General features: G+C 64.4%; 12 protein-coding genes and 2 tRNA genes. 11 read left to right on the top strand and 3 right to left on the bottom strand.

Annotated elements, in window-relative coordinates:
* Window position 1: 1 nt before the first annotated feature.
* The 3 genes from yidD to rpmH form a co-directional block, all read right to left on the bottom strand.
* Window positions 2-373, bottom strand: coding sequence for a membrane protein insertion efficiency factor YidD (yidD, locus tag QNN99_RS10945; RefSeq protein ID WP_229966479.1), 372 nt, complete (start codon window positions 371-373; stop codon window positions 2-4).
* A 7-nt stretch (window positions 374-380) separates the two neighbouring features.
* Window positions 381-749, bottom strand: coding sequence for a ribonuclease P protein component (gene rnpA / locus QNN99_RS10950; protein ID WP_229966480.1), 369 nt, complete (start codon window positions 747-749; stop codon window positions 381-383).
* A 62-nt stretch (window positions 750-811) separates the two neighbouring features.
* Window positions 812-949 (bottom strand): 50S ribosomal protein L34, encoded by a 138-nt coding sequence (gene rpmH / locus QNN99_RS10955; protein ID WP_056010217.1) that lies wholly within the window; start codon window positions 947-949, stop codon window positions 812-814.
* Between the two features lie 477 nt (window positions 950-1426).
* Here rpmH and dnaA point away from each other — a divergent pair, with 477 nt between their 5' ends.
* The 11 genes from dnaA to QNN99_RS11010 all read left to right on the top strand — a co-directional run bounded on the left by dnaA (window position 1427) and on the right by QNN99_RS11010 (window position 13539).
* Window positions 1427-2845: a chromosomal replication initiator protein DnaA gene (dnaA, locus tag QNN99_RS10960; RefSeq protein ID WP_229966481.1), complete on the top strand. Its 1419-nt coding sequence runs from the start codon at window positions 1427-1429 to the stop codon at window positions 2843-2845.
* Window positions 2846-3409: 564 nt separating this feature from the next.
* Window positions 3410-4534, top strand: coding sequence for a DNA polymerase III subunit beta (gene dnaN, locus QNN99_RS10965; protein WP_229966482.1), 1125 nt, complete (start codon window positions 3410-3412; stop codon window positions 4532-4534).
* Between the two features lie 45 nt (window positions 4535-4579).
* Window positions 4580-5548, top strand: coding sequence for a phosphogluconate dehydrogenase (NAD(+)-dependent, decarboxylating) (gene gnd, locus QNN99_RS10970; RefSeq protein ID WP_229966483.1), 969 nt, complete (start codon window positions 4580-4582; stop codon window positions 5546-5548).
* 121 nt (window positions 5549-5669) lie between these two features.
* Window positions 5670-6854, top strand: coding sequence for a DNA replication/repair protein RecF (recF, locus tag QNN99_RS10975; RefSeq protein ID WP_229966484.1), 1185 nt, complete (start codon window positions 5670-5672; stop codon window positions 6852-6854).
* Window positions 6838-7443: a DciA family protein gene (locus tag QNN99_RS10980; RefSeq protein WP_442860513.1), complete on the top strand. Its 606-nt coding sequence runs from the start codon at window positions 6838-6840 to the stop codon at window positions 7441-7443. Before recF ends, QNN99_RS10980 begins: the two co-directional genes overlap by 17 nt.
* Window positions 7444-7748: 305 nt before the next feature.
* A complete protein-coding gene (gene gyrB, locus QNN99_RS10985; protein WP_442860514.1) occupies window positions 7749-9815 on the top strand; it encodes a DNA topoisomerase (ATP-hydrolyzing) subunit B in 2067 nt (688 codons plus the stop codon).
* Window positions 9816-9877: 62 nt separating this feature from the next.
* On the top strand, window positions 9878-12505 hold the full coding sequence (gene gyrA / locus QNN99_RS10990) for a DNA gyrase subunit A (RefSeq protein ID WP_229966485.1): 2628 nt from the start codon (window positions 9878-9880) through the stop codon (window positions 12503-12505).
* Complete coding sequence (locus tag QNN99_RS10995) at window positions 12502-13011, top strand: DUF3566 domain-containing protein (protein ID WP_229966486.1); 510 nt, start codon at window positions 12502-12504, stop codon at window positions 13009-13011. Before gyrA ends, QNN99_RS10995 begins: the two co-directional genes overlap by 4 nt.
* A 148-nt stretch (window positions 13012-13159) precedes the next feature.
* A tRNA-Ile gene (locus QNN99_RS11000) sits at window positions 13160-13233 on the top strand.
* 45 nt (window positions 13234-13278) lie between these two features.
* Window positions 13279-13398, top strand: coding sequence for a DLW-39 family protein (locus tag QNN99_RS11005; RefSeq protein ID WP_229966487.1), 120 nt, complete (start codon window positions 13279-13281; stop codon window positions 13396-13398).
* 68 nt (window positions 13399-13466) lie between these two features.
* A tRNA-Ala gene (locus QNN99_RS11010) sits at window positions 13467-13539 on the top strand.
* The last annotated feature ends 39 nt before the right edge of the window (window positions 13540-13578 follow it).

The following is a 13578-nucleotide window of genomic DNA, read 5'->3' on the forward strand; positions in this document are numbered from 1 at the left end:
CCTAAGCCGCTTCGCGGCTGTCTTCGTCGGCTGGAATCACGGGATGATTCAGCACAATAATCCTCGGAACCTTTTCCTGGTCCCAAATCCTGTGTCCAGGCGGGACATGGTCCACACCGCCGTCGTTCCACGGGTGGCAGCGGACAAGCCGCCGCGCGGCCAGCCACGTGCCGCGAACGGCACCGTGGACAGTCACGGCTTCAAGAGCATATGCGGAACAGGAGGGGAAAAACCTGCAGACCGGTCCGTATAGAGGCGAAATGGTTTTGCGGTAGGCCATTAAAAGGCCCATCAGAACGTAGCGCGGGAGATTCCACACGCCGCGGGCAATCGACTGGACAGCCCTTACCGGATCAGTTCCGGAACGGCTCATCAGCGGATCACCCCTTCTGGCATAGCGAGCGGGCGCGGTCGAGTTTCCCGGCGCACGTACGCAGCGCGCCCAGATAGTCTGTGCGAAGCTCCTGCCAAGACGCCGTTGCCGCCGGCGGCAACGCACGGACGACAATATCGAACCCGGTGGGGTACTCACGCAGACTCTGGGCAGCTGCTTCTCTCAGTCTTCTCTTAACGAGGTTCCGTGTCACGGCGTTCCCGACGCTTTTCGCGACGATGAAGCCTACGCGGGTAGGGCTTGCCCCTGTGTCCACCGCATATAACACGACGTTCCGGCGCCCACTGCGGGCACCGGAACGTACAGTAAAAGAAAAATCCGCCGATGTCCGCACCCGATTCCCTACGGCCAGCATTCAGACCACCTGGAATCGGAGACGGGGCTGCGTTTGGGCAGCATCGACAAACTTGAGGCTATTTAGGCCGACAGTTCGGTACGGCCCTTGGCGCGGCGTGCGGAAAGGATTCCACGGCCGGCACGGGTACGCATGCGAAGGCGGAAGCCGTGCTTCTTGGCACGACGGCGGTTATTCGGCTGAAAAGTCCGCTTGCTCACGGTAGTTACTCCAAGACAATCTGAGTTGCGCTGGCTTGCTACGACAAGGGGGAAGAACAAGCGGCGCTTATTTCATGTGTCTGACTGCTCTCAACCCGGACCTGGACCCTGATTCCCAGAACCCTGATGGGCATGAATGAGTGCAGATAGCAGACACAAAGGACTACTCCACGGTAGGGGCATGACCGCCGCCAGTCAAACCGGGGAGCGCCTCAACGGCCGGCTGCCCTGTTCATACAATTTCATCCACACCTGTGGACAACTGCCTTGATGAAGCCCGAACACACACTGGTGTGAGCCCCGTCCCAGCGTCTGTCCACAGCCGGAATCCAGCTACCACGGGGGTAAATCATCCTCTAGGCTTGGCCACGGGCGTTTTATCCACCAACTGTGTATAAGTCTGTGGATGAACCGCCGGAAACCCGCTCGGGCTTCCATGTTTTCTGAGACCGCTGAGGGCGATCACGAGAGGTTTTTGTGGGCACGGACGAAATCAACGACGTCGGCAGTTCCTGGCGCAAGGTCATTCGGACACTGGAAACCGATGACCGGGTCTCTCCGCGGCAGCGCGGATTCGTGGTCCTGGCCCAGGCCCAGGGCCTGATCGGAACAACTCTGCTGGTGGCCGTTCCGAACGAGCTCACCCGCGAAGTCCTGCAGACGCAGCTCAAGCACATTCTGGACGAGGTGCTCCGCGGAGTCTTCCAGGCCGACATCCAGTGTGCCTTTGTCATTGACGCTGACATGATCCCGGCGGTGAAGGCCGATCCCGAGCCCGAACCCGAGCGGCCGGCTCCCAGCCCGGTTCCCAGCGGAGAGAGCGCGCCGTCGCCGACGCCGCCGAGCACCTCCCAGGAGTTCGGCCGGCTGAATCCCAAGTATGTTTTCGAAACCTTCGTGATCGGTTCTTCCAACCGGTTCGCCCACGCCGCAGCCGTCGCAGTAGCCGAAGCACCGGCCAAGGCCTACAACCCGCTGTTCATCTACGGCGACTCGGGGCTGGGGAAGACCCACCTGCTGCACGCCATCGGACACTACGCACGGCATCTCTACACCGGCATCCGGGTGCGCTACGTGAATTCCGAGGAGTTCACCAACGACTTCATCAACTCCATCCGCTATGACGAGGGCGCCAGCTTCAAGCAGCTCTACCGGAACGTGGACATTCTGCTGATCGATGACATCCAGTTCCTGGCCAACAAGGATGCCACGCAGGAAGAGTTTTTCCACACCTTCAACGCCCTGCACAACCACAACAAGCAGGTCGTCATCACCTCGGACCTCCCGCCGAAGCAGCTCTCCGGCTTCGAGGAGCGCATGCGCTCACGCTTTGAATGGGGCCTGTTGACCGATGTGCAGCCGCCGGAGCTGGAAACCCGGATTGCGATCCTGCGCAAAAAGGCCATCGGCGACAGCCTCAGCGCTCCGGACGATGTCCTGGAGTACATCGCATCCAAAATTTCCACCAACATCCGGGAACTTGAGGGTGCGCTGATCCGCGTGACCGCGTTCGCCAGCCTGAACCGGCAGCAGGTGGACGTCGGCCTGGCCGAAATCGTGCTCAAGGACCTGATCACCGACGACGGCGCACAGGAGATCACCGCCGCATCGATCCTCGGGCAGACGGCAGCGTACTTCCAGATCAGCCTCGAGGAACTTTGCTCGAAATCACGAACCCGCACATTGGTCACGGCCCGGCAGATCGCCATGTACCTCTGCCGGGAACTGACCGACATGTCGCTGCCCAAGATCGGCCAGGAGCTGGGCGGCCGGGACCACACCACAGTCATCCACGCGGACCGTAAAATCCGGGAGCTCATGGCCGAGCGCCGGGCCATCTACAACCAGGTCACGGAACTTACCAACCGAATCAAGCAGCAGCAGCGCGAGGCATAATCCGCGCGCTGGCGGGGATCCGGGGCCCCGCAGGGGCTCAAAATTAACAGATGTGGACAAGGGTGTGGATAACCCGGTGGATAACTCCTCGCAAGCAGCACTTCCCTGTGGATACGCGGAATTACAGAAAAGTTCCCCACAGCCCGGCGAGATCCCCGCAGCGGGGACCCACAGGTTATCCACAGGCTTAAACCGCCATGACGCCCCGATGGGCCGGGTTATCCACAGTATCCACAGGAGTTATTAACACTACGAACCTTAAGAAATTCGGTTCCTCCAAATAACATCTGACCTTTCCGGACCACCCTCGCATCCTGCACGGGACGAACATCTGATGTCTTCCATGAAGAGCCGGTGGCGGATCAGCGGAGACTTGGACACCGTGCATCAACAGCGGGTCGGAAGCTAAGCTGGCACGGAGTATTGTTGTCATTCGCGGCCCATCCTGAGATGGTGTCTCGAAATGCGGCGCAGCTGCGGCGCCGCAGGGCACGCGACGCTCCCTCACTTGTCATGAAGATTCAGTTGTACTGAAAAGTACGTTGTGAAAGGCGGCACCCTGCAGTGAAGTTCAGAGTTGAGCGGGATGTCCTGGCCGAAGCGGTTACATGGACAGCGCGTTCCCTCTCGCCGCGTCCCCCGGTTCCGGTTCTGTCGGGCCTGCTGATTCGGGCGGAGAGCGGATCACTGAGCATTGCCAGCTTCGACTACGAGATCTCGGCCCGGCTTCAGATCGCCGCCGACATCGCCGAAGAAGGCACCATCTTGGTTTCCGGCCGGCTCCTGGCCGAAATCTGCCGCAGCCTTCCGTCTGCTCCCGTCGAAGTTGAAACGGACGGATCGAAGGTCACGCTGACCTGCCGCAACAGCCGCTTCAACCTGGCGACCATGCCCGTTGCCGAGTATCCGGAGCTGCCGGCGCTTCCGGAGGTCAGCGGCGTCGTCGACGGCGAAGCCTTCGCGCAGGCCGTGTCCCAGGTCATCATCGCCGCCAGCCGCGACGACACCTTGCCGATCCTGACCGGGGTGCGGATGGAGATCGAAGATGACCTCATCACCTTCCTGGCCACCGACCGGTACCGGCTTGCCCTGCGCGAGCTGTCCTGGAAGCCGGCCACCCCCGGCATCTCCACCAGCGCACTGGTCAAGGCCAAGACCCTCAACGAAGTTGCCAAGACCCTCGGCGGCGGCGGAGACCTGAACATCGCGTTCTCGGATGACAGCGAACTCATCGGGTTTGAAAGCGGCGGACGCCGCACCACCTCGCTGCTGGTGGACGGCGACTACCCCAAAATCCGGTCGCTGTTTCCGGACAACACCCCGATCCACGCCACCGTGGAAACCAGCGCCCTGGTGGAAGCCGTGCGCCGCGTGTCGCTGGTTGCCGAGCGGAACACCCCCGTGCGGCTCGCCTTCACCGACGGCCAGGTCACGCTGGACGCCGGCACGGGAGAAGATGCCCAGGCCTCCGAGGCGCTGGAAGCATCCCTGATTGGCGACGACATCACTGTCGCCTTCAACCCGCATTACCTCAGCGAGGGCCTGGGCGCCTTCCCGAGCAAGTACGTGCGCTTTTCGTTCACCACGCCGCCGAAGCCGGCCGTGATTTCCGCTCAGGAAGAACTCACCGGCGATGACCAGGAAGACTACCGGTACCTGCTGATGCCGGTCCGGCTGCCCAACCAGTAGGGCGGGGCCCGCTCCGGCCGCGGACGCAAGGAAGAGGAACCCGAAATGCACATTGGCCTCATCGGACTCGGCAAAATGGGTTTCCACATGCGTGAGCGGCTGCGCCGCAACGGTATCGACGTCACCGGTTTCGACCGGAATCCGGTGGTCAGCGACGTGATGTCGCTGACCGAACTGGTGGCTGAGCTGCCCTCGCCGCGGGTGGTGTGGGTAATGCTTCCGGCCGGAGAAGTCACCGATGCCGTGATCGCTGATCTGGCCGAGGTCCTGGCCGGCGGAGACCTGGTCATCGAGGGCGGCAACTCCCGCTACGACGCCGATCTCGCCAACGCGCAGAAGCTGGCCGCCGCCGGCATCCGGTATGTGGACTGCGGTGTCTCCGGAGGCGTTTGGGGCCAGGAAAACGGCTACGCCCTGATGGTCGGCGGCAACGCGGAAGATGTTGCCCTGGCGATGCCCGTCTTCGACGCCCTGCGGCCAGAGGGCCCCCGGGAGCGGAGCTTCGTGCATGCGGGCAGCGTGGGTGCGGGGCACTACGCCAAGATGATTCACAACGGCATCGAGTACGGTCTCATGCAGGCCTACGCCGAGGGATACGAGCTGCTGGCCGGCAAGGACATCATCACGGATGCGCCCGCCGTCATGCACGCCTGGCAGGACGGCACCGTGATCCGCTCCTGGCTGCTTGACCTGGCGCTCAATGCCCTGGATGAAGATCCCGAGCTGAGCCGGATTGCCGGTTACGCGGAGGATTCCGGGGCCGGCAGATGGGCGGTCGAGGAGGCTGTTGCCAGCGGCATCCCGGCGCCGGCCCTTACCGCAGCCCTGTACGCCAGGTTCGCGTCCCGGCAGGACGAATCTCCGGCCATGAAGATGGTGGCGGCACTGCGGAACCAGTTCGGGGGACACCCGGCGAAGCCCGCCGGTGCACCGGCGGAGGCACTGCAGCAGCCCCCGCAACCGCTCCCGGACCTGCCGCCGGCCGCCGTCGACGGCACCGGCAGCCCGGAGTAGTCCGGCGGCAGTAGGCTGGAAGACAGGAACCTGCCGGACGGCTTTCGGTGAAACAGCAGGAACGCAGGACAGCAGGAACAGAAAAACGGCCAAGCGGAAGGCAGGACAAAGGTGGACGGGTTTGTACATTGATTACCTCTCACTGACCGGCTTCCGCAGCTACGCGCAGCTGGATCTGGAGCTCAAACCCGGAGTCACCGTTTTCGTCGGGCCCAACGGGACCGGCAAAACCAACATTGTCGAAGCGATCGGCTACCTGGCGTCCCTGTCCTCGCACCGGGTCAGCACCGATGCCCCGCTGGTCGCCTTCGATGCTGACCAGGCGCTGGTGCGGGCCAGGCTGGTGAAGGGCACCCGGCGCACCAGCGTGGAGCTGGAACTCAATCCCGGCCGGACGAACCGCGCCCGGATCAACCGCGCCAACCCGGTGCGCGCGCGGGAGATCCTGGGGCTGTGCCGGACGGTCCTGTTTGCTCCGGAAGACCTCACCCTGGTCAAGGGCGACCCGTCCAGCCGGCGCAAGTTCATCGACGACCTGATCGTCTCGCTGGTGCCGCACCATGCTGCCACCCGCAGCGACTATGAGCGCGTGCTCAAACAGCGCAACGCCCTGCTGAAATCGGCCCGCGCAGCGGGCCGCTTCACCGCCTCCCACGAAGCGACCCTGGAAGTCTGGGACCAGCACATGGCCGTTGCGGGCGCCCGCCTGCTCGCGGCCCGGCTGCAGGCACTGCGCCGGCTGCAGCCGCATCTGCAGAGCGCCTACCGGGACCTGACGGACGGCTCCAAGGCCGCCCGCGCCGTCTACCGCTCAACCCTTCAGGGCGCGGTGAACGACGACGGCGCCGTCGTCGGCGATCCCGACCCGGAGGAGCTGTACGCGCTCACCGAAGCCGAGCTGACCGAGCGTTTCCTGGCGGCCTTCCTGGCCAACCGCCGCCGGGAAATTGAGCGCGGAGTCTCGCTGGTGGGTCCGCACCGGGACGATCTTGAGCTCATTCTGGGTCAGGCACCGGCCAAGGGGTACGCCTCCCACGGTGAGACCTGGTCCTTCGCACTGGCCCTGCGGCTGGGAACGTATTACCTGCTCCTCGACGACGACGAGAGCCCGGGAGCCGGACCCATCCTGATCCTGGACGACGTCTTTGCCGAACTCGATGTCCAGCGCCGCAGCCGGCTCGCCGGCATCGTCTCCGGCGCCGAACAGGTGCTCGTCACCGCCGCCGTGGCGGGAGACATTCCCGAAGCCCTGGCCGGGGAACTGATCACAGTGGTTCCCGGAGGCATCAGTGTTCCCGCCGTCTGACGGACAAGGCGGCGAGGGAACCACACCGGATCCCGGAGCCGGGCTGCCGCCCGCAGGCGCCACGGGCCGGCCGGAAACCGACGAGGCGGAAATCCGCCAGGACGCGGCCCAGGCCCAGCTGAACCGGATGCGGCAGGCCGCCCAGGCCCGCGGCAACCAGCGGATCCCGGCCGGCCGGCGCAAGGCCGGACACCGCCGGGCCGCGCTGCCGTTCGTGCCGGGTGAATACACCGGCCGGGATCCCCAGGGCGTGGGCAAGGTTTTCAACCGGTTCGTCAGCGAACGCGGCTGGAACTCCCCCGTGGCAGTGGGGTCGGTGATTTCACGGTGGGAAGAACTGGTCGGAGCCGATGTCAGCGCGCACTGCAAGCCGGAGTCCTTCTCTGACACCACGGTTCAGGTCCGCTGCGATTCCACCGCCTGGGCCACCCAGCTGCGGCTGCTGCGCAGCGCGCTGATCAGCCGGTTCGATGCGGAACTCGGCCCCGGCGTCGTCACCAAGATCGAAGTGATCGGTCCGGCCGCGCCCAACTGGCGCAAGGGGCTGCGCACCGTCAAGGGACGCGGCCCGCGGGACACCTACGGATAGCACCGGAACCGCAGAACCGGACCCGCCGCGGCGCGGCCGACACCCCGGCGGCGGGGCTTTCACCCGGAGCCGAAAGTACTCCCCCTCACAGTTGCTCTGTGGCTTTCAGCGGCTCCGAAACCCCTCCGGCCATATCCGGACCCCGAGTCGGGGGCGATATGGGCTCATAGCCAGCTTTGGTGGCCGCTAGCAGGGTGTTTTGGGCCGTAATGGACCCTGCGGCACGGTAGAATTGGAAGTTGAGATGCCTGTCCTGGGGAGAGGCATCAATTTTTGACCAACACACTGAGGAGTCGACAGCACCTGTGGCTAACGACAATGAGATGGACAACGCTGACGTAACAGCAGAGCACACCAGCGAGCCCGAAAAGGCCACTCCGCACGAATACGGTGCCAACGAAATCACCGTGCTGGAGGGCCTCGAGGCCGTTCGGAAACGCCCGGGCATGTACATCGGTTCCACCGGGCCCCGCGGTCTGCACCACCTGGTCTATGAAGTGGTCGACAACTCGGTGGACGAGGCCCTGGCCGGCTATTGCGACCGGATCAACATCACCCTGCAGGCCGACGGCGGCGTGCGGGTCGAGGACAACGGCCGCGGCATCCCGGTGGACATGCATCCGACCGAAAACATGCCGACGGTCCAGGTTGTCATGACCATCCTGCACGCCGGCGGCAAGTTCGGCGGCGGCGGTTATGCCGTTTCCGGCGGTCTGCACGGCGTGGGCATCTCAGTTGTGAACGCTCTCTCCGCGCGGGTGGAGACCGAAATCCGCCGGCAGGGCTTTGTCTGGCACCAGTCCTTCGCCGACGGCGGCCACCCGGTGGGCGGCCTGCGCAAGGGCGAGGCGACCGACGCCACCGGAACGATTCAGACGTTCTATCCGGACGCCAGCATCTTCGAGTCCACTGAATTCGATTTCGAAACCCTCCGCGCCCGCTTCCAGCAGATGGCGTTCCTGAACAAGGGTCTGCGGATCGTGCTCACTGACGAGCGGACGCTTGAGGAAGGCCCCGAGGAAATCACCGCTGCCCCGGGCGAGGACAGCGAAGACACGGGCCCCAAGCACCGCGTGGTCGACTACATGTACAAGGACGGGCTGCTGGACTACGTCAAGCACCTGAACACGTCCAAGCGGTACGAGGCCATCCACGACGACGTCATTGCCTTCGAGACCGAAGACAATGACAAAAAGATGGCCGTGGAAATGGCCCTGCAGTGGACCACCGCCTACTCGGAGAGCGTCCACACCTACGCCAACACGATCAACACGCACGAGGGCGGCACCCACGAAGAGGGCTTCCGCGCCGCAATGACGTCGCTGATCAACCGCTACGCCCGCGAGAAGAACATCATCAAGGAAAAGGATGACAACCTCACCGGCGACGACATCCGCGAGGGCCTGACGGCCGTCATCTCGGTGAAGCTGGCGGAACCGCAGTTTGAGGGCCAGACGAAGACCAAGCTCGGCAACTCCGAGGTCAAGGGCTTCGTGCAGCGGGTCGTCACCGACCAGCTCGGCGACTGGCTGGAGCGCAACCCCGGCCCGGCCCGCGACGTGATCCGCAAGTCGATCCAGGCCTCCCAGGCCCGCCTCGCGGCCCGCAAGGCCCGCGAATCGACCCGCCGCAAGGGCCTGCTGGAATCCGGCGGCATGCCCGGCAAGCTCAAGGACTGCTCCTCCAAGGACCCGTCCAAGTCCGAAATCTACATTGTGGAGGGTGACTCGGCCGGCGGTTCCGCCGTCCGCGGCCGCAACCCCGAGACCCAGGCCATCCTGCCGCTGCGCGGCAAGATCCTGAACGTGGAGCGCGCACGCCTGGACCGGGCCCTGGGCAACGCCGAGGTCCAGTCCATGATCACCGCGTTCGGCGCGGGCATCGGCGAGGACTTCGACGTGGAGAAGGCCCGCTATCACAAGATCGTGCTGATGGCCGATGCCGACGTCGACGGCCAGCACATCACCACGCTGCTGCTGACGCTGCTCTTCCGCTACATGCGCCCGCTGATTGAGAGCGGCTTCGTGTACCTGGCGCAGCCCCCGCTGTACCGGATCAAGTGGTCCAACCACGCCCACGACTACGTCTACAGCGACCGCGAACGCGACGAGGTGGTGTCCCGCGGGCTGGCGAACAACCAGCGCCTGCCCAAGGACAACGGCATCCAGCGCTACAAGGGCCTGGGCGAGATGGACTACACCGAGCTCTGGGACACCACCATGGATCCCGACCACCGCACGCTGCTGCAGGTCACCATGGACGATGCCGCCGCCGTGGACCAAATCTTCTCCGTCCTGATGGGCGAGGACGTGGAATCACGCCGCAACTTCATCCAGCAGAACGCCAAGGATGTGCGCTTCCTGGACATCTAGGACCACGCCACCCCTCCTCAGCGTCAGCGGATTTACAGAGCTTTTGAAGAACGGAACAACCAATGAGTGAAGAGACCCTCTCAGACCGGGTTGAACAGATCGATCTGCAGACTGAAATGCAGCGGTCCTACCTGGACTACGCCATGGCGGTCATCGTGGGGCGCGCCCTCCCGGATGTTCGCGACGGCCTGAAGCCCGTGCACCGCCGTGTCCTGTACGCGATGTTCGACGGCGGCTACCGCCCGGAGCGCTCGTTCAACAAGTGCGCCCGCGTGGTCGGCGAAGTCATGGGCCAGTACCACCCGCACGGCGACTCGGCCATTTACGACGCCCTGGTCCGCCTGATCCAGGACTGGACCATGCGCTATCCGCTGGCCCTGGGGCAGGGAAACTTCGGCTCCCCCGGCAACGACGGCGCCGCGGCACCCCGGTACACCGAAACCAAGATGGCCCCGCTGGCCATGGAAATGGTCCGTGACATCGACGAGGAAACCGTCGACTTCATGGACAACTACGACGGCCGGAACCAGGAGCCGACGATCCTGCCGGCCCGCTTCCCGAACCTCCTGGTCAACGGCTCCTCCGGCATCGCCGTGGGCATGGCCACCAACATTCCGCCGCACAACCTGCGCGAAGTGGCCGACGGCGTCCAGTGGTACCTGGAAAACCCGGAAGCACCCAACGATGTGCTGCTCGAGGAACTGATCCGCCGCATCAAGGGCCCGGACTTCCCCACCGGCGCACAGATCCTGGGCCACAAGGGCATCGAGGATGCCTACCGCACCGGCCGCGGCTCCATCACCATGCGCGCCGTCGTCAGCGTCGAGGAACTCCAGGGCCGCACCTGCCTGGTGGTCACCGAACTCCCCTACCAGGCCAACCCCGACAACCTGGCGATCAAGATCGCCGAGTTGGTCAAGGACGGCAAGGTCACCGGCATCGCCGACATGCGCGATGAAACCTCGGGCCGCACCGGCCAGCGCCTGGTCATCGTGCTCAAGCGCGACGCCGTGCCCAAGGTGGTGCTGAATAACCTCTACAAGCACACCCAGCTGCAGGAAAACTTCGGCGCCAACATGCTCGCGATCGTGGACGGGGTGCCGCGCACCCTGAGCCTGGACGCCTTCATCCGGCACTGGGTCACCCACCAGCTCGAAGTGATCGTTCGGCGCACCCGCTACCGGCTGCGCAAGGCCGAAGAAGTGGCCCACATCCTGCTGGGCCTGCTCAAGGCCCTGGATGCCCTGGACGACGTCATTGCCCTGATCCGCCGCTCCACCACCGTCGAAGAGGCCCGAACCGGCCTGATGGGCCTGCTGGACATCGACGAGCTGCAGGCCCAGGCCATCCTGGACATGCAGCTGCGCCGACTGGCTGCCCTGGAACGGCAGAAGATCCAGGACCAGTACGCGAAGCTGCAGCTCGAAATCGCCGAATACAACTCGATCCTCGCTTCGGAGGCGCGCCAGCGCCAGATCGTCAGCGACGAGCTGCGCGAAATCACCGACAAGTACGGTGACGACCGCCGCACGCACATCCTCATGGGCTACGACGGCGACATGAGCATGGAAGACCTCATTCCCGAAGAGGAAATGGTGGTCACCATTACCCGCGGCGGCTACGTCAAGCGCACGCGCAGCGACAACTACCGGCAGCAGGCCCGCGGCGGCAAGGGCATCAAGGGCGCGCAGCTGCGCGGCGACGACGTCGTCGAGCACTTCTTCGTCACCACCACGCACCACTGGCTGCTGTTCTTCACCAACCTGGGCCGGGTCTACCGCGCCAAGGCCTATGAGCTGGCCGAAGCCGGCCGCGACGCCAAGGGCCAGCACGTGGCGAACCTGCTGGCCTTCCAGCCGGACGAACACATCGCCCAGGTGCTGGACCTGCCCGGCTACGACGCCGCTCCGTACCTGGTGCTCGCCACTAAGCGCGGCCTGGTGAAGAAGACCCGCCTGGAGGACTACGACACCAACCGCTCCGCCGGCGTCATCGCGATCAATCTGCGCGACGGCGACGAGCTGGTCTCCGCCCAGCTGGTGTCGGAAACCGACGACCTGATGCTGGTTTCCCGCAAGGGCCAGTCGCTGCGCTTCACGGCCACCGACGATGCCCTGCGCCCCATGGGACGCGCCACCTCGGGTGTGACCGGCATGAAGTTCCGCGAGGACGATGAACTGCTGGCCGCCGATGTCGTGACCGAAGATTCCTTCGTGTTCATCGTCACCGAGGGCGGCTACGCCAAGCGCACCGCGGTGGAGGAATACCGCGTGCAGGGCCGCGGCGGACTGGGCATCAAGGTGGCCAAGTACGCCGAGGACCGCGGACACCTGGTCGGCGCCATGATCGTGCAGGAGGAAGACGAAGTCCTGGTGGTCATGCAGGGCGGCAAGGTGGTCCGCTCCTCCGTGGCCGGAGTCCCTGCCAAGGGCCGCGACACCATGGGCGTCATCTTTGCCAAGCCCGACAAGAACGACCGCATCATCGCAGTGGCGCGCAACTCCGAACGCGATCTGGGCATTGAAGAAGCCGACGACGACGAGGGCAACCCCGCCGCCCCGGAAGCCGGAACCACGGCGCCCCAGACCGCAGCAGAGTCTGCTGGCACCGAGGCCGATGAAGTACCGTTGGCTACAGACACAACGGCCGCGCAGGATGCGCAGCCAGCAGAAGATGGAGGTAACGAGTGAGCTCGACCAACTCAAATCCGCGGTCGACGTCGGGCACCGGTCCGCGGGTAAAGACACCCGCGCGTCCGGCCCAGCGCCCCGGGGGTGGTCAGAGCGCTCCGGCCAACCGGCAACCGCTCGTCAAGCCTGCACCGAAGGCCAAGGCCCGCAAGGCACGCCTCCTGGTGAGCAAGATCGATCCCTGGTCCGTGCTGAAGATGGCGTTCCTGCTGTCGGTGGCCCTGGGCGTGGTGACAGTGGTCGCGGCCATCGTGCTGTGGACCGTCCTGGACCTGACGGGGATCTTTGACCGGGTCAACACTCTTCTGGGCGACATTGCCGGCACCGAATCCGGCGGTTTTGACCTCCGCGAGTTCGCATCGCTGGGGCAGGTGGTCTCCTTCGCGACCATCATCGCGGTCGTCAACGTGCTGCTGCTGACGGCGCTGTCCATGCTCGCCTCCGTGCTGTACAACATCGCTTCCACCCTCGTGGGCGGCATCGGTGTCACCCTGACGGACGACTAGGCGGAAAAATCCGCCAAAATTCCGATTATTTTGCCCGGCCGGCTCCGCAAAATCGCCGGCCGGGCAGAAAATCGAACCGAAATGGGATCCGGATTTGGGTTCCCGGCGGAGGTGGGGTAAAGTTTTATCTCGGCCCGAGAAGGTATCGGGGCGCATAGCTCAGGCGGTTAGAGCGCTTCGCTGATAACGAAGAGGTCCCAGGTTCAAGTCCTGGTGCGCCCACGGAACATCACCGCAAGGTGATGCGCCACTAGGCAAGGAGGCACTGTGAAGAAGTTGCTGGCAGCAGCTGCAGCGGCAGTCGCGGGAATCCTTGCGGTAAAAAAATGGCAGGAAACTGCCGTGGAGAAATCCGTCTGGAAGTCCGCAACCGACAAGGTTGATTGATCTTCAGTAAAGAATGAATCGGTTCCACCGCAGGTCCGGGTGGGGTACACTGGATGAGTTCACATTTCGGGGGCATGGCGCAATTGGTAGCGCACCTGCTTTGCAAGCAGGGGGTTCGGGGTTCGAGTCCCCGTGCCTCCACCGAAAGAAAGTCCCGGCCGCTGGCCGGGACTTTCTGCG

It is taken from the genome of Arthrobacter sp. zg.Y820 (genome assembly GCF_030125555.1).
GTDB lineage: Bacteria > Actinomycetota > Actinomycetes > Actinomycetales > Micrococcaceae > Arthrobacter_B.

Bases quoted from the DNA above. Each gene is read 5' to 3' on its own strand.
- yidD (WP_229966479.1), bottom strand. From the start codon at position 373: ATGAGCCGTTCCGGAACTGATCCGGTAAGGGCTGTCCAGTCGATTGCC.
- gnd (WP_229966483.1), top strand. From the start codon at position 4,580: ATGCACATTGGCCTCATCGGACTCGGCAAAATGGGTTTCCACATGCGT.
- gyrA (WP_229966485.1), top strand. From the start codon at position 9,878: ATGAGTGAAGAGACCCTCTCAGACCGGGTTGAACAGATCGATCTGCAG.
- rnpA (WP_229966480.1), bottom strand. From the start codon at position 749: ATGCTGGCCGTAGGGAATCGGGTGCGGACATCGGCGGATTTTTCTTTT.